Source organism: Cyanobium sp. Cruz-8D1 (assembly GCF_024345975.1).
Taxonomy (GTDB): domain Bacteria; phylum Cyanobacteriota; class Cyanobacteriia; order PCC-6307; family Cyanobiaceae; genus Cyanobium.
Genome location: NZ_JAGQCD010000004.1, coordinates 13,947 through 29,172, shown reverse-complemented (window position 1 = coordinate 29,172; position 15,226 = coordinate 13,947). Strand labels below are relative to the sequence as shown.

The window sequence follows — 15,226 nt, the reverse complement described above, 5'->3', positions numbered from 1 at the left end:
CGGCTAGGGAGGGGTTTGCAGCAAGGGCGCGTCGGCCTGCTGCGTTCGTGCATCCATGGTGATGGTTGATGTCTGTCCTGTGTACCCACCGAATGGGGGGGATGCCGTTCTGCCTCTGGCCGCTCAAGGCTCTGATGGGAGACTCAACCCTGGTTGAAACGCAGTGGCATCAAGCTCTTTCAGCGCCCTGCCTAGGGGAGGCGTTCCTCCTGCTGCCTGGTTTCTGTGGTGTTCCGGTTCTCGCCGAACTGCAGCCGCCTGGCCAGGCGCAGTAGCACCGCTGCGCTGGCAGCCACAGCCACCCAGCGGCCCGTCAACGACAGTGGGCTCAGGTTTCCCCGTAGCGATTCAGCCCCAGTGGCCCCTGCCAGCACCATCAGGGCAAAGCGTGGGATCAGGGCCAACGAGGCCAGGGCATAGGGCTGCAGCCGGGTGGGCCCCAGGGCACAGCCGGCATTCACCAGATTCATCGGGATCAGCGCCAGCCGCAGCAGCAGCAGCAGTTTCAACCCGGCCGGTTGCGTCATCAGCGGCTCCAGCCGCCTGGCTTTGGGCGTTCGGGCCAGCCAGCGCTCCATTTTTGGCCGCAGCAGCCCACGGCACAGCCGCCAGTTGAGCAGCAGGCCCATGGCTTCGCCGCTCAGCACGGTGAGCAGCCCCAGCCCGGGCCCAAACAGGGCTCCAGCGCCAACAACGAGGGCACCGGCCGGCAAACCCAGCCCCACGGCGGCGCTCAGCAGCAGCAGATACAGCCAGGGGTTGATTTCTGGCATCAGGGCAGCTTCATCGGCCAGCCCCGTCTTGCCTGCTGTGCTGCAACAACAGGCCCAGCTTCATCGCAGCGCCCACCGCCATGGTGCGATTGCGCGCATTCAACTTCTGCAGCACCGAGCGGGTGTATTCGCGGGTGGTGGTTTCGGCGATGCCCAGGCGCTGCGCAATCTCCCGGTTCGTCAGGCCCTGGGCCAGTTCCTCCAGGGTTTGCTGCTCCCTTGGGGTGAGCTGGGGCTGGTTGCCGCGGCTGTTGGCCTTGAGGGCGCAGAGCAGGGCTGGGTCCACGTAGCGATGCCCCCGGTTCACTGCCGTGAGAGCTTCGATCAACACGCCACTGCCGAAGCTCTGCGTTTTGACCACGGCGTCGACGCGATCCAGTGGGTAGGCATTCACCTGCAGCCACGCCGTGCTTTCGAGCAGCAGCACCACCGCCGGAGGGCGCGGCAGGACGCGCAGTTGGTTGATCAGCGCCTCGCCATGGTCGGGCGCGATCGAATCCACCAGCATCAGCAGGCAACGCTCCTTGCGGCTCTCGACCAGATCCATCACCTCCGCAGGGGTGACGCAGCTACCGAGCATGCGATCCAACTGAGCGGTGATGGCCGCGCGCGTCATCAGCTGCGCTTCCAGATGGGAGCCTGACGCGCCGATCAGCGTCCAGGGCTTGAACAGCGCATCGACCGCTTCGCGGCGGGCGCGGAAACCTGGATCCAGCGGGTCGAAGCGAGGCACGGCTGGGTGAGGAGCGGTGTAAAGCGGGGGGCTTTTGGCGGAGCCGCCCTGGCACCAGCCGGTGAGGGCCGCAGCTAGGGCTTCGGCAGCATCATCGGGCCGCGGTGGGCTGTCCAGGTTCAGTTCGCGCATCACCGCGGCCAGCATGTCGTCCTTGTCGGCATGGCCGTGGCCGGTGAGGGCCTGCTTGATCTGCATTGGCGTAAACTCCACCACCCGCTCACCCACGCGGGCCAGGCCGGGATCGATGGCGAGGATGCGCACTGCTCAGGCCTCGGGGCTGAGTCGGTAAGGAACCTGCACACCGCCGAGGGACTCTGGGAAGTCGCGGGTGTTGCGGGTCACCAGCTGCAGACGATGGCCTGGGTCAGCTCCAGGCGGGGAAAGCTGCTCAGCCAGGGTTCCACGGCGCCCATTTCGTCGTCGTGGCAGCCCACCAGGATTTCAATCCAGCTGATCACGCTGATCGAGGTTGCCCCGGCGTGGGCCTCGATCCAGGCGAGGGCCTGGGCTTCCCCGCGTAAGAGGTCGATCAGGATGTTGGAGTCGAGCAGCAGGCCTGCAGCCGCAATCCCAGCGGCCACCTCAGCGCTCCCATTCGCTGCGCAGGCTCCGTTCAAGGCTCAGAGAGTCTTCCGGGCGGTTGCGCCATAGGCCGAAGATGCTCTGGTGCTGAACGCCCTGGTGGTCTAGCCAGCTGCGCAGGGCCTGGCGCAGGCCTTCGGCCCGGGATAGGCCGCGCTGGCGGCAGAGGCTGTCGAGCCGTTCCCGATCGGTATCGGGCAGATCGATGATTGTGCGCATCTGGCCCGATCCCCCACGGTACAAGTTGATATTGGCATCATATGCCGTTATCAATGCGGAGCTGGTTTGGCGCGCCCTTAGGCCGCCAGGGCCAGTTGGAAGGCGGCGGGGTCGCCGCCGGCGTGGTCGAACACCTTGCAGAACATCTTCACCACCCGATCGCCGGAGTCGATCTGCTCGAGGGGGTCCTTGCGCAGCCGGTGGCGCAGGCAGCAGGCCACGACGCGGGCCACGTCGTCGTCGCTCACCTCCAGGTGGCCCTCGAAGGCCGCCAGGGCCCGGGCCGCCCGGTTGGTGACGATGTCACCGCGCAGGCCGTCGACATCCAGTTCGCCGCAGACCGCCGAGATGCGGATGCGCAGCTCGTCGTCGATGGCCACCTGGGGCAGGCGCTCCTGGGCCTCCACCACCCGGGCCTGCAGGGCTTCCTGGGTGCTCTGGAGGCGGTCGCTGAAGCTGTCGGGGTCGGCATCGAAGCCGGTGCGCTGATCCACCACCTGCACACGCAGCTCGGGATCGCGCACCGTGCGCACCTCGACGCTCATGCCGAAACGGTCGAGCAGCTGGGGCCGCAGCTCCCCTTCCTCCGGGTTGCCGGAGCCGATCAGCACGAAACGGGCCGGGTGGCGCACCGAGACCCCCTCCCGTTCCACCGTGTTCCAGCCCGAGGCGGCCGAATCCAGCAACACATCCACCAGGTGGTCGTCGAGCAGGTTGACTTCGTCGACGTAGAGCAGGCCCCGGTTGGCCTTGGCCAGCAGCCCCGGCTCAAAGGCCCGCACGCCCTCGCTGAGGGCCTTCTCGATGTCGATCGTGCCGCAGAGCCGGTCTTCGGTGGCCCCCAGCGGCAGGTCGACCATCGGCACCTGGCGGGCTTCCACCGGCAGCTGCTCCCCCCGTTCGGCCCTCTGGCGCACCTCGGCGCTCTGCAGGTCGGGGTCGCTGGGGGAGCTGTTGTAGGGATCCCCCGCCACCACGTCGATCGCCGGCAGCAGATCGGCCAGCGCCCGAATGGTGGTGGATTTGCCCGTGCCCCGGTCGCCCATGATCATCACCCCGCCGATGCGGGGATCGATCACGTTGAGCAGCAGCGCCAGCTTCATCTCCTCCTGCCCCACGATGGCGGTGAAGGGGAAGACCCGGCGCTTCCTGGTTGGCGTCACGGTTGGGGGCTGGCTGGGGGAAGTGGGGATTGTTTCACAGGCAGCAGGCTGAGCACCTGGGGTGGTGTGGCGTCGGCCGGATAGATCAGTCGCACCCGCAGCTGTCGTTCCTGGCCGGGGCGCAGGCTGACGGTGCCCAGGGTGGGTCCTTCCTGACCGGCCCGCAGCACGAGGTGGAAGCGGCGCCGTCCGCCGGGGCCGCCCGCGTCGGTGTCGAGGCCGCTGACCTCCACGGTGCCCCGGAACATCACCGCCCGCGCTGGGGTGGTGTTGAAGCGCAGGCCGCCCAGGGGCTGGTCGGTCTTGATCGGGGATTCCAGGGCCAGGGCGAGCCGCGTCGGGCTGCCTGTGTCGTTGCGCAGCGGCAGGCTGAGGTCGTAGGTGACGCCGTAGTTGCCGTGGGCCGCCCAGGCGGTGCCCGGGTAGAAGGCGCGCAGGGGGGCGGTCTGCACCTGGCCGGTGCCCAGGGTGCCCCGCTCCAGCGACGCGATCGGCCAGGAGATCGGTGCCCGGCTCACCGACAGGGTCGGCCGGCCTGGATCGGTGATCCGTCCCACCCAGGCGCTGCCCTCCTGGACCCCGCTGACCCGGGAGTAGATCATCGGGCCGCTGGCCCCCCTGGGGCTGGGGCTGTGCTCCTTCGGGCTGAGGCCACCCTGCAGCAGCCGCTGCCAGACGGCCGGATCCGGCGGGCGATCGACGGGGCCGAAGGCCGCCAGGGTGGCCACGTCCACCGGGCCGTCGCTGTTGAGGCGCAGCTGCAGGTTGAGGCCGTTGAGCAACGGATCGAGGCCACGCACGGGCAGCGGCAGCACCATCAGCGTGCTCAGCTGACCCGGCGGCAGGCTCCAGCCCTCGGGCACCAGGGGGCTGCGCTGCCGTGCCAGCAGTTCGGTGGCCACCCGGCTGCCGGGGCCGGCCCAGATCGGCGTGCTGCCCTGCTCCATCAGGGCCGGCAGGGGCAGGAAGGGGGCCGAGGGCTGGTCGGGGTTCACCGACTGGGACAGGGCGGTGGATCCCGCCACGGTCCGCAGCTTCACCGGGACCTTGCCCCGCGGGGCCGCGACCACCGCCAGCCAGAGGGTGGAGTCGAGGCTTTCGGGGCTGCCGGCGTAGATGTGGTGGCTGAACAGCTCGAAGGGGCCACTGAAAGCCGCGTTCAGGTGCGCCGAGGGTTCACCCAGGGGCCGGCCGGCGTAGCCCCGCTGGCCATCGAAGCTGGACAGCAGGATGCCGGGCCCCTTGATCACCTCGGGGTTGTTGTCGTTCAGCATCGGCACCGTATCCAGCCGGCCCGGCAGGGGCGCCACGGTGCCCGGGCGCAGCACCGGCAGCGCGGGGGCGGGCTTCGGGGCTGCAGACGGCTGCGGTTGGGCCAGCAGGGGGCTGCCCAGGCCGGACAGCCACGGCAGCAGCAGGGCGGGGATGACGGCTCTCACTGGCTTTTGACGAGGGTTTTGGCGACGACGCCGGCCATCGACCGGATCAGTTCGGCGGAGCGGGGGTCGTTGAAGGGACCCTTCACCATCACAGCCAGCACGGCCCGCTGGCCATTGGGGAGCTGGATCAGGGCGGCGTCGGAGTAGGCGATGCCGATGTCGCCGGTCTTGTTGTAAACGGTGATGCCCTTGGGCAGCAGCTCGCTGTCGGGATCGGAGGAGTCTTTGCCCATCCCCATCAGCAGGCCGAGGGGGATCAGGGTGTTGGTGCGAGACGTGGCCATGATTTCGCGGAACAGATCCCGGGCCCGGGGGGTGAGCTTGTCACCGGTGTCCACCAGAGCAATGGAGCGGGCCAGGTCGCGGGAGCTGGTGGTGTTGGTGCCGTCGAGGTCCGGCAGCCAGTTGTTCACCACCGTGGCCGTCAGGCCGAGGTCGCGGAAACGTCCGTTGAGGCCGGTCTTGCCGCCCAGGCGGCGGATCAGCAGGTTGGTGGCGGTGTTATCACTCACCCGGATCATCTCCGTGGCGGCTTCGAAGAAGGGGAAGCGGGTGCCCAGCGGCTTGTTGGCCATCCAGCCGGCCCCACCGCCCACCACCTCCTTGGTGAGGGGCATGGGTTCGTTCCAGCGCAGCTTGCCGTGATCGAGATCCTCCAGGCCCGCCAGCAGGATCGGCACCTTGATGGAGCTGGCCGCCGATAGGGGCAGGTCCGGTTGCAACTGGGCGAAACGGCCGTCGTCGAGCACCAGCAGGAAGCCGCTGGCGGTCAGATCCTTGTGGGCGGCGGCCATCCGGGTCCACTGCTGGCTCAGACCGACGAGCTCCTGGCGCGGCTCGAACCGTCCCAGGGCCATCGCTCCGGTGCCCGGTTTCTTCACCACCGGGGGGTCCGGCACTGGAGTGCCGATCGCCCCCTGGACAAGGCGGGGCTCCAGCAGCTTGAGGGCCGTGCCCACGATCACGCCCAGACCCACCCCCAGCACGATCAGCCGCAGCACCAGGCCCACGGGGCGAAGCCAGGGGTTGCTGGGGGGACGGGAGGGACGGCCGGCACTCACGGAATCAGGACCCTGGGGCAATGGTTCGACGGTTCGACTTCTCGACGCTAGTGGTCCTGGGACGAAGGGAAAGGGCGACGGCTCGCCCAGCGCAACTGGCACACCAGGCCCCGCAGCAGGGCCACCTCCGGGGCACTGACCTGGCCGCGCTGCAGCAGGGCCCGCAACTTGGCCATCCGGGCATGGGCGGTGTGGGGCAACAGAAACCCGACCTCCAGCAGCAGCTCCTCGGCGTCGCCGAGCATGGCTTCGAGCACCCCCCGGGAGCAGGGGGCCGGGGGGCAGGCGGCCACCGCCGGGGCCGGGGTCTGCCGGGCCAGTCGGTGCAGGTCGTGCAGGACCACGGCCACCGCGTGGGAGAGGTTGAGGGAGCCGTGGGGCGTGGGGGTCGAAATCTGCAGCAGCCGGCCGGCCTGCAGCAGCTCGTCATTGCTCAGACCCCGGTCCTCCCGGCCGAACACCAGCGCCGACGGCAGGGCCTGGTCGCCGGCCAGCAGCCAGGCCAGGGCGTCATCGGGGTCTTCGAGCGGCAGGGGCTCCCCCTCCGGACGGCCGCTGGTGGCCACCACCCGCCCGCAGTCGGCCAAGGCGGCGGCCAGGGTGGGGAACAGGCGTGCCTGCTGCAGCAGGGGCAACCCCTTCACGGCCATCAGTCGGGCCTCGTCGCCGAGGGGATCGCAGCGGGGGGCGACCAGCCGCAGATCCTCAAGGCCATAGGTGCGGCAGAGCCTGGCCACGCTGCCCACGTTGAGGGGGCCGGCGGGTTCGACCAGGACCAGCTGGAGGCTCAAGGCAGCGCGTGCAGAAACGCCAGCAGATCAGCCATGGCCTGGGGTTCCGGCTGGAATCTCGGCATCGGTGGGGTCCGGCCGCTGACCACCTGCTGGATCAGCTGGCGATCGTTCTTGCGTCGGTCAACACCATGCAGATTCGGGCCCACCAGGCCCTGGGCCGCAAGGCCGTGGCAGCCGGCGCAGTTGAGCCGGAACAGGCGGCCCCCGTCGGTGGCCGAGCCGGTGAGCTCGAGGGTCTGGCGGGTGTAGGGATCGCTGCGGGCCGCCGGCAGCACCACCACCAGCAGCAGCAGGATGCAGGCCACCGCCGCCAGCGTCGCCAGGGCCGCCACCAGGCTGCGGCGCTGGGCGAGGGGCTGATCTCCCCCGGCGGGGGTAGGGGGCGTCACGGCGGCCGGGGTGCTGGGGGACGGACTGATCACAGTGCTGCGGTGGGACTCGCGTTGCCGGCGGTGGTCGTGGAAGAATTGTGCATCGCCGGAACCGACAGCCCCTCCATGATCGAACCCCTCCTCTGCGGCATCGTGCTTGGACTGATCCCCGTCACGCTCGTGGGGCTGTTCGTGGCGGCCTGGAACCAGTACCGCCGGGGCAGTGCCCTCGGGGGCTGAGCGTTCGTCTGATCGCACCCTAGCCAGTCCGGCCGCCCGGTTCTTCCCCTCGGAGTCCGAACATCAGCCCTCCCGTTGGGACGGCGATGCTCCTGCTGTCGTCGTCCCTTCGTCGCAAAGGCTGTGCAGAAAGGCATCGGCCTTGCTGCGGTGGTGCCGCTTGAACAATCCCGTGCGCCGGTGGCCGAAGGCGCCCCCGCGTTGATTGAACCTTGCCAGCCAGCTCTGCAGCAGCGTCATCGACCAGCCCCGGCGCCGGGAGAAGCCGGCGAAGCCGACCACCAGCACCAGAGCCGAGAGGACGGCACGGATGCTGCCCTGGATGATCGGCCACAGACCCGAGGGTTGAATCCCCCTGAGCTGGTCACCGGCGCGGATTTCCGTTCGCTCCAAGGTTTCCAGCATGGTTTTGCGCAGCACCGGAAGGGGGTGGGCAAGGTCTGCGGCGCTCAGGGGTGGAACCCTCAGGGCCTGCAGGCGGCCTTGCAGGTCCTGGGTGCTGGTGGATTTGTTGATGGCGTCTCTCACGGCCGAGACCCGGCCGGTCACCTGGCGGAGCTGGCTGCTCTGCTGGCTGTTCGCGTTGCTGACGCCGCGCCACACCGCATAGCCCTGCAGGGGGATGAGCAGCAGAAAGCCCAGCACGGCGGCCAGGGCCAGGGCGGCAAAGTTGTCCCGACGGCGGATCAGATAAGGATTGGCGGGATCGAGATAGGCGGCCAGATGGAGCACGGCCAGGCCGAGCAGGGCGAGGAAGCCGTTGTTGATCAGGGCGTTGGTGAACCGCAGCTGCCAGGCCGGATCCAGGAGCCGCGGCGGCAGGATGGCGGCCAGCACCACCAGCCCGTACAGGATCAGCAGGCAGATGGCCAGCAGTCCGAACTGTGAGGCCATCGCTCTGGAATCGTCGGAGCGTTGATCGGAACGCGTCGGGGAGGCAGCCATGGCGGATCCGGGAGGAAGGTTCAGGAGGTGGGAATTGGGTGGGACGAAAGAAAAAAGGCCCTGCCGGGAGGCGGGGCCGCGAAACGTTCTCGGCAGGAGCCGTCAGGCCTTGACCCGATCCCCCTGGATGCGACGGCGCAGCTTGCGGCTGAAGCCGAAGGCGACGCCAGCACCGAGCACGGGCAGGGGGCCGGGGACGGAGGTTTGTTGGAAGCTGTTCTCGAAAGAGTCAATGGCCCCAGCGCCGTTGTATTCATTTCGTACGGTCAGGATCTGGGGGCCGCCAGCTACGTCGGCAAAGCTCGACGATCCATTCGTGCTGCTGAGAGTAATTGGGACTGCGCCGCCAGTAAAGTTGGCCGTCAGAATGCTTGGGGGACTCGCGAGGACGTCTGCGTCGGAGTCAAGGTCGACAGCACTGAAGACCCGGCTGGGATCGGTGATCGAAGCCACGTAGGTGAAGTCGAAGCTGCTCGTGGTGAAAGTGGGCAAGTCCAGGTTGAAGAGATAGTCGCCTGGGAGAGGTTGAACAGCGGAGACAGTCGATGAGGCAAGATCGCCGAGTGTGGCCGTCGCGCTCCAGGAGAAGACTTTGTCGCCGCAAGTGAGGGCCTGGCCGCCAACCCAGTCTGCCCAGGGGATCCCAACTCCGCAGCCTGTTGCGGCTTCGGCCGAACCTGCAGAGAGCGCCGCGCCGGCGCCACCGATCAGGGCGGCCGCCATCAGGCTCCGCGCCAGGAGGTGTTTCGCGCTGAAGGGGGCCATGGTGGATGGACTGGAAGGCTTGGAAAAAAGGTTTGGCATGACGGAAAGTGCCGGAAGGGCTATCCCTGAATACCATCTAAATCCGGGCTGAATGGTGTCATCGACCGTGCCGACTTGAGATCTGCTGTCGATGTGCAGCAGATGGGCAAAATTGTGATGAAGATGGTTGGGTTGGCGTGACCGCGCGTCAGGAGATCTCCATCTCCAGCAGCACCACCGTGCTCCCCCCGTAGCGCCGCTGATCGCGGCACTGCCATCCCGGCGGCAGCTCCGGCACCGCGTCGCTGGCGCACTCCCACACCAGAACCCCCCCGGGGGCCAGCCAGCCGCCCCTGAGCACCGCCGCCGCGATCGGCGCGTACAGGCCGGCGGCATAGGGGGGATCGGCGTAGATCAGATCGAAAGCGCTGGGGTCGGTGCGGCCCAGCCAGCGCAGCACCTCATCGCCGTCCACCCGGCAGCGGGGGGAGCCTTCCGGCCCAGCCGGCCGGCCTTGCCGCACCAGCTCCAGATTGGCCCGGGCCACCGCGGCGATGCGGCGATCCCGCTCCACGGCCACCACCTCGGAGGCGCCGCGCTGCAGGGCCTCGCAGGCCATCACGCCGCTGCCGCAGCAGAGATCCAGCCAGCGGCTGCCGGGGACCCTTTCGGCCAGCAGGTTCATCACCGCCAGTCGCACCCGGGCGGCGGTGGGCCGGGCGGTGCTCCCGGGGGGGCTCTGCAGCCGGCGCCCCCCGCTCAGCCGCAGCGTCACAGGGAGGCGACCCAGTCGAGCCAGCGGCGCAGCATCGCTTCGCCCACGGGCCCGGACTTCTCCGGGTGGAACTGGCAGGCGGCGATGGTCCCCTGCCACACCGCCGCCGTCACCGGGGTGCCGGCGTAGTCGACGAGGGCCGTGCTGGCCGCGGCGTCGGCCGGCTCGGCGGCGAAGGAGTGCACGAAGTAAACCCAGGCCTCGGGGGTGGCGGCCGGCAGCAGGGGACTGGCGGTGGCCGGGATCAGGGGGGCCCAGCCCATGTGGGGCAGGGGATGGCCCGCCACCCGCGGCAGGGAGCGCACGCGGCCGGCCAGCACGCCCAGCCCATCGGCTCGGCCCTCCTCACTGGCCTCGAACAGCAGCTGCAGGCCCAGGCAGATCCCCAGCAGCGGGCGGCCGCTGGCGCACGAGCGTTTCAGCGCCGGCTCCAGCCCGGCCGAGCGCAGCCGCTCCATGGCCGGATCGAAGGCGCCCACGCCCGGCAGCACCAGGGCGTCGCAGGCTTCCAGGTCGGCCGGGCCGTGCACGCTCACCAGCTCGGCACCGAGCCGCGCGAAGGTGCGCTGCACCGAATGGAGGTTGCCCATGCCGTAGTCGATCAGGCCGATGCGGCTCATGGCTGGCTGACGCTCGGGACCCGCTCGGCCGGATGCTCCAGGGCCGGTGAGGCCGGCAGGTCGAGGCCGTTGAGGTGGTCGATGAACTGGTAGAGCCGGCCGACGCGGCGTTTGTCGAAGCGCAGCCGCAGGCAGGGCCGCAGCAGGCCGTTGTCGTCGACGCCCTCACCGGTCTGGATGGCACCTTCCTCCAGCAGGTCGGCGAAGCCGCGGTTCAGCTCCGGCAGCAGGCTGCGGGGCACCTCGGCGTTGAGCAGCAGTTCGATGCGGTCCTGGCCCAGCTGGGCGCTGTGGAACACCCGGTAGAACCGGCAGATGTGGTCCACGGCCTCCTCGGCGCCGGAGGCTTCCACCATCAGATCCACATCCTCCGGAGAGATCAGTCCCCGGGTGGCGAGTTCCTGGTGCACGTTCCGCTTCCAGACCTTCCAGAAATCGTCGCCCTCCGGCGAGAGCAGCACCAGGGGAATCGGCGAGGTGCGTCCCGTCTGGATGAGGGTGAGGCACTCGAACAGTTCATCGAGGGTGCCGAATCCCCCGGGCATCACCACGAGGGCATCGCTCTCCATCAGGAAGAACAGCTTGCGGGTGAAGAAGTAGCGGAAGTAGAGGAGGCGCCCGTCGCAGGCGCTCACGTAGGGGTTGGGATGCTGCTCGAAGGGCAGATCCACGTTGAGGCCGATGCTGTGCTCGCAACCCGCGCCGCTGTTGGCGCCCTCCATGACGCCGGCCCCGGCTCCGGTCATCACCTCGAAACCGGCCTCCACCGCCTGGCGGGCGACGTGCTCAGCCAGCAGGTAGCAGGGGTCGTCGCGGCGGGTGCGGGCCGAGCCGAAGACGCTGATCTTGCGGGCGCTGCGGCGCGGACGGAAGACCTCCAGGGCTTCGCTGATGTCGGCCAGACAGCCGGCGATCAGGCGCCATTCCTCCTCTTCTTTCTCCTGACGCGCCACCTGCAGCAAAGACACCACCGCCCGCTCGATCTGGCGACGTTGGGGGTGCCCGTGGAGCTCGTCGGCGAGGGCCTGCAAGGGACTTCTGCCCGCCGCCGGCACTGGGTTCGGGGAGAGGGGCGGCGTCAGCGGAACGGAATCAGAGGTATTTGGAAATGGTGCCGGACAGGGTGTTCTTGGGGACAGCACCCACGACGGTGTCAACCTTCTGGCCGCCCTTGAACAGCATCAGCGTGGGAATGCTGCGGATGCCGTACTGACTGGCGACGTTGGGGTTCTCGTCGGTGTTGAGCTTGTAGACGCGGATCTTGCCTTCGTATTCCTTGGCGATCTCATCGACGATCGGCGCCACCATGCGGCAGGGACCACACCAGGGGGCCCAGAAATCAACCAGCACGGGCACATCACTCTTGAGCACGTCTTGCTCGAAGGAGGCGTCGGTGACGGCAGCGGCGCTGGACATTCCTTGCAGACTCGGGATGAAATGAATCTAGCAACCGGTTTCGGCCGCTTTCCCCTGGGAAGGAGTCAGCGTTGCAGGCCGTAGCGGAACTGGCAGTTCCAGGGAGCAGGGCTGCGGGTCGAACGGCGGGGAAAGACAAAAAGCCCGGACACGCCGGGCCGGGGGGTGTGAGGAGTGTGCGAGCCGGAGCCCCCACACCAAGAGGTTAGCCTCCATCTCGCCTTGAGGCAGTGTTGTCCAGCTCTGCGACGACCCCGTTGGGTCCGGCTGGACCGCGCCGTGCTACTTGCCCATGCCCAGCTGTTGGGCCTTCTGGTACACCTTGCCTTCGGTCAGCAGGGACGGCGCCACCACCACCTCCACCTCGCGCATCTCCTTGAGGGTGCGGGCCCCCAGGGTGCCCATGGAGGTGCGGATGCAGCCCAGCAGGTTCTGGGTGCCGTCATCAAGACCGGCAGGGCCGCGCAGGATCTTTTCCAGGCTGCCGGTGGTGCCCACTTTGATGCGGGTGCCGCGGGGCAGCACGGGGCTGGGCGTGGCCATGCCCCAGTGGAAGCCGCGGCCAGGCGCTTCGGAGGCCCGGGCGATCGGGGAGCCGATCATCACCGCATCGGCGCCGCAGGCCAGGCATTTGCAGATGTCCCCGCCGGTGACGATGCCGCCATCGGCCACCACCGGCACGTAACGCCCGCTTTCACGCTCGTAGTCGTCCCGGGCGGCGGCGCAGTCGGCCACGGCCGTGGCCTGGGGAATGCCGACACCGAGCACGCCTCGGGAGGTGCAGGCGGCACCGGGGCCAATGCCCACCATCACGCCGGCGGCCCCCGCCCGCATCAGCTGCAGGGTGACGTCGTAGGTGACGCAGTTGCCGATGACGACGGGCACGCCCAGGTCGCGGCAGAGGGCGGCCAGGTCAAGGGTCTGGCGACCTTCGGGGCCGACGTGTTCGGTGGAGACCACCGTGGCCTGGACGAAGAACAGGTCGGCGCCCGACTCGGCCACCGCCGCCCCGAAGCGCAGGGCCGCCGCCGGGGTGGCGCTCACCGCCGCGATGCCGCCGCCGGCCTTGATTTCAGCGATCCGTTGCCGCACCAGGTCTTCGCGGACCGGCTGGCTGTAAAGGTCCTGCATCAGAGCCACGAAATCGTCGCGGCCCACCGAGGCGATCCGATCCAGGATCGGTTCGGGATCGTCGTAGCGGCACTGGACGCCCTCCAGGTTGAGCACCCCCAGGGCCCCCAGCCGGGTGAGTTCGATGCACATGCCCACATCCACCACCCCATCCATGGCGCTGGCGATGATCGGAATCTCCCGCTGGAGGCCCCCGAGGCTCCAACTGCTATCGGTCACTTCCGGGTCGACGGTGCGGCCGCCCGGGACCAGGGCGATTTCGTCGATGCCGTAGGCGCGGCGGACGGTCCTGGAGCGACCGAGCTGAATGTTCACCGTTGGACGGACACAGTGGGCACAAACTATCAACCGGTCCGCGGCGGGTCCGACCGCATCAGGGGCTGGGAATCACTCCCGGCCGCGGAAATCGTTCCAGCGGCGGCTCCAGTCGGCGAAGACCTGTTCCCGGTCGCTCTTGCGCACCAGCCTGGTGACGGTGAAACGGCTCACGGCGATCAGCCCCGCCAGCTCCAGCAGGCCGCCCACCAGGGGCAGGCTGTCCAGGGTGCCGATCAAGGAGGCATAGATCCGCAGCAGCAGCACGACCCCGATCAGGATCGCCAGCCCCTTGAGGGGGCCGCGGAAACGCTGCCACTGGGCCTGCAGCTCACCGCTGCTGAGCCAGTCCTTGATCTTCTGCAGCAGCAGATCGAATTCCCCGCCGCCTTCGCTGGTCGGATCAGCGGATCCCTCCAGGGGGGGCACTTCAAAGGTGGCCACGATGCCGGGCTCCGGCGCGCTCACCGGCGCATCTGCGGGGTCAGCCTCGGGATCCGGCCCGGCCAGGATCGGTTCTGTTTCGGGGGTGACGGGGTCCGGCGTCGCCTCGGCCGCATCCGCCGGCCACGGCTGCGATGGAAGTCCGTTCTCCTGCCCCTCGGGACTGAGGGGAGGCTCAGGGCTGAAGGGGGATTCGGGGCTGAAGGGGGTCTCGGCCATTGCGCTGGCGCCGTTAGCTCTCGGCGGAGCTTACGGCTGTTTTCCGGAACCTCCGCCAGGGATCCCCGGGATTTCAGCTGTCGAGGGGGATCAGGCCACCACGCCCCGAGAGCGGACGGACCGGCAGGCGCAACGGGAAACGACCATCCTCGAGCCAGGCGATCAGCTCCGCAGCAATCGCTTCGGCCAGCCGCGGACTATGGGCCGGAGCGGCGCTGACGCGGTGCCCCTCCACCTGAATCAGGCCGGACTTCAGCCGGGCGTAGCTGACGGAACCGAAGCGGGGCCGCAGGCGCCGCGGGATCGCCACATCCAGCACGGGCGCCTCCAGATCCTCGTTGCCGCAGGCGGCCTGCCGGGCCACCGCCTCGCTGATCAGGGGGATCGGCGCCGCCAGGCCCACCAGCAGGCCGGCCCCGTGGCCCTCGAAGAAACAGGGCCGCAGCCATTCGGACCGCAGGCCATGCAGGTCCACGCTCACCGCCGCCACCGCCCCTGGGCTGAGGGCATGGCCGCCGGCGGAGCGAGGCACGCCCGGCTGGTGGCCGCTGCCACTGCCCACCACCCAGCCGAGGGCCCCCGCCACCAGGACCGCTGAGCCCGGCCCCAGCAGCCCTAATCCGGGCATGGTGAGCCCGATGCTGCCGGCGCCGCCGCAGCCGTAGAGCGCATTCCCGAACGGCCCCAGCACGGGTCCCCAGGGGCTGCGCAGCACCCCATCGGCACTGCTCACGGCCACCAAGCCGTTTTCACTGATGGCCCGGTGCAGCAGCAGCCGGCCGGAACCGATCCGTTCCAGATCGAGCTGGGCCTGCAGATCCCGCCGCGGGTGCAGGGCGGTGATGTCCCCGGTGGCGGTGAGGCCCAGGGAGCCGCCCTTGAGCAGCCGGTCGAGCAGATGGGCGCCCCCCTGCCGCTGGGCCTCCCCGTGGCCGCCGCCGATGGGCAGCACCAGGTCGCCACCGCCACCGCCGCCCTGGGCCCCGAGGCCCTCGAGCTGGGCCTCCCGGAAGCGGATCGGTGGATCGCTGGGGCCAATGTTGAGGTGCAGGCTGCCCTGATCGGTGAATTCGGCGTTGGCGGCCACCACCACGTCGGTGCTGTCGTAGGCCTCCGCCAGTCCGGCCTCGGCCACCAGGGCGCGGAAGTCGGCGGCGGCCCGCACCCGCAGCACGCCCTTGCGCTGACGCTGGCGCAGGGCCGATTCACCACGGGCCGGCAGGGTCATCGATAGAGTGG

The 15,226-nt window shown here is 69.3% G+C and carries 19 protein-coding genes and 1 pseudogene; 1 reads left to right on the top strand and 19 read right to left on the bottom strand.

Annotated features, from left to right (window positions below):
• Positions 1-191: 191 nt before the first annotated feature.
• The 10 genes and pseudogenes from KBZ33_RS03975 to KBZ33_RS03930 form a co-directional block, all read right to left on the bottom strand.
• The gene (locus KBZ33_RS03975; protein WP_254951079.1) at positions 192-773 is read right to left on the bottom strand and encodes a TVP38/TMEM64 family protein; all 582 of its coding nucleotides are present in this window, start codon (positions 771-773) and stop codon (positions 192-194) included.
• A gap of 10 nt (positions 774-783) precedes the next feature.
• Positions 784-1,281, bottom strand: a complete 498-nt coding sequence (locus KBZ33_RS03970; protein ID WP_254951142.1) for a response regulator transcription factor — start codon at positions 1,279-1,281, stop codon at positions 784-786.
• A 273-nt stretch (positions 1,282-1,554) separates the two neighbouring features.
• Positions 1,555-1,743, bottom strand: a pseudogene (locus KBZ33_RS03965) (crossover junction endodeoxyribonuclease RuvC); the annotation flags it as partial.
• A gap of 104 nt (positions 1,744-1,847) precedes the next feature.
• Positions 1,848-2,090, bottom strand: a complete 243-nt coding sequence (locus KBZ33_RS03960) for a hypothetical protein (protein ID WP_254951081.1) — start codon at positions 2,088-2,090, stop codon at positions 1,848-1,850.
• 1 nt (position 2,091) lies between these two features.
• Positions 2,092-2,310, bottom strand: coding sequence for a CopG family transcriptional regulator (locus KBZ33_RS03955; RefSeq protein WP_254951082.1), 219 nt, complete (start codon positions 2,308-2,310; stop codon positions 2,092-2,094).
• A 77-nt stretch (positions 2,311-2,387) separates the two neighbouring features.
• The gene (bchI, locus tag KBZ33_RS03950) at positions 2,388-3,473 is read right to left on the bottom strand and encodes a magnesium chelatase ATPase subunit I (RefSeq protein WP_254951083.1); all 1,086 of its coding nucleotides are present in this window, start codon (positions 3,471-3,473) and stop codon (positions 2,388-2,390) included.
• Positions 3,470-4,912, bottom strand: coding sequence for a DUF3370 domain-containing protein (locus KBZ33_RS03945; protein ID WP_254951085.1), 1,443 nt, complete (start codon positions 4,910-4,912; stop codon positions 3,470-3,472). The genes bchI and KBZ33_RS03945 overlap by 4 nt, the downstream gene beginning before the upstream one ends.
• Entirely contained in the window at positions 4,909-5,973 is a 1,065-nt protein-coding gene (locus KBZ33_RS03940) for a serine hydrolase (RefSeq protein WP_254951087.1), read from the bottom strand. The genes KBZ33_RS03945 and KBZ33_RS03940 overlap by 4 nt, the downstream gene beginning before the upstream one ends.
• Before the next feature lie 47 nt (positions 5,974-6,020).
• Positions 6,021-6,764, bottom strand: a complete 744-nt coding sequence (locus KBZ33_RS03935; RefSeq protein ID WP_254951089.1) for an RNA methyltransferase — start codon at positions 6,762-6,764, stop codon at positions 6,021-6,023.
• Entirely contained in the window at positions 6,761-7,189 is a 429-nt protein-coding gene (locus KBZ33_RS03930; RefSeq protein WP_255011549.1) for a cytochrome c, read from the bottom strand. Before KBZ33_RS03930 ends, KBZ33_RS03935 begins: the two co-directional genes overlap by 4 nt.
• A 75-nt stretch (positions 7,190-7,264) precedes the next feature.
• On the opposite strand from KBZ33_RS03930, the gene petG reads away from it, so the two are divergent.
• Positions 7,265-7,378, top strand: coding sequence for a cytochrome b6-f complex subunit V (gene petG / locus KBZ33_RS03925; protein ID WP_015110794.1), 114 nt, complete (start codon positions 7,265-7,267; stop codon positions 7,376-7,378).
• Between the two features lie 63 nt (positions 7,379-7,441).
• On the opposite strand, the gene KBZ33_RS03920 is transcribed toward petG, so the two are convergent.
• From KBZ33_RS03920 to KBZ33_RS03880, 9 genes are all read right to left on the bottom strand, one after another.
• Complete coding sequence (locus KBZ33_RS03920; RefSeq protein ID WP_254951092.1) at positions 7,442-8,323, bottom strand: hypothetical protein; 882 nt, start codon at positions 8,321-8,323, stop codon at positions 7,442-7,444.
• Positions 8,324-8,425: 102 nt separating this feature from the next.
• Entirely contained in the window at positions 8,426-9,088 is a 663-nt protein-coding gene (locus KBZ33_RS03915) for a hypothetical protein (protein ID WP_255011537.1), read from the bottom strand.
• A 187-nt stretch (positions 9,089-9,275) separates the two neighbouring features.
• A complete protein-coding gene (gene rsmD / locus KBZ33_RS03910) occupies positions 9,276-9,842 on the bottom strand; it encodes a 16S rRNA (guanine(966)-N(2))-methyltransferase RsmD (protein ID WP_254951096.1) in 567 nt (188 codons plus the stop codon).
• Complete coding sequence (hisH, locus tag KBZ33_RS03905; protein WP_254951098.1) at positions 9,839-10,462, bottom strand: imidazole glycerol phosphate synthase subunit HisH; 624 nt, start codon at positions 10,460-10,462, stop codon at positions 9,839-9,841. Before hisH ends, rsmD begins: the two co-directional genes overlap by 4 nt.
• Entirely contained in the window at positions 10,459-11,493 is a 1,035-nt protein-coding gene (locus tag KBZ33_RS03900; protein WP_254951100.1) for an LOG family protein, read from the bottom strand. The genes hisH and KBZ33_RS03900 overlap by 4 nt, the downstream gene beginning before the upstream one ends.
• A 61-nt stretch (positions 11,494-11,554) precedes the next feature.
• Positions 11,555-11,878, bottom strand: a complete 324-nt coding sequence (gene trxA / locus KBZ33_RS03895; protein ID WP_015110798.1) for a thioredoxin — start codon at positions 11,876-11,878, stop codon at positions 11,555-11,557.
• A 282-nt stretch (positions 11,879-12,160) separates the two neighbouring features.
• Positions 12,161-13,324, bottom strand: coding sequence for a GuaB3 family IMP dehydrogenase-related protein (locus KBZ33_RS03890; protein WP_254951102.1), 1,164 nt, complete (start codon positions 13,322-13,324; stop codon positions 12,161-12,163).
• Between the two features lie 72 nt (positions 13,325-13,396).
• Positions 13,397-13,987 carry a CAAD domain-containing protein gene (locus KBZ33_RS03885; protein ID WP_254951104.1) on the bottom strand — a complete coding sequence of 197 codons (591 nt, stop codon included), beginning with the start codon at positions 13,985-13,987 and terminating at the stop codon, positions 13,397-13,399.
• Between the two features lie 73 nt (positions 13,988-14,060).
• Complete coding sequence (locus tag KBZ33_RS03880) at positions 14,061-15,215, bottom strand: homocysteine biosynthesis protein (RefSeq protein WP_254951105.1); 1,155 nt, start codon at positions 15,213-15,215, stop codon at positions 14,061-14,063.
• Between the last annotated feature and the right edge of the window lie 11 nt (positions 15,216-15,226).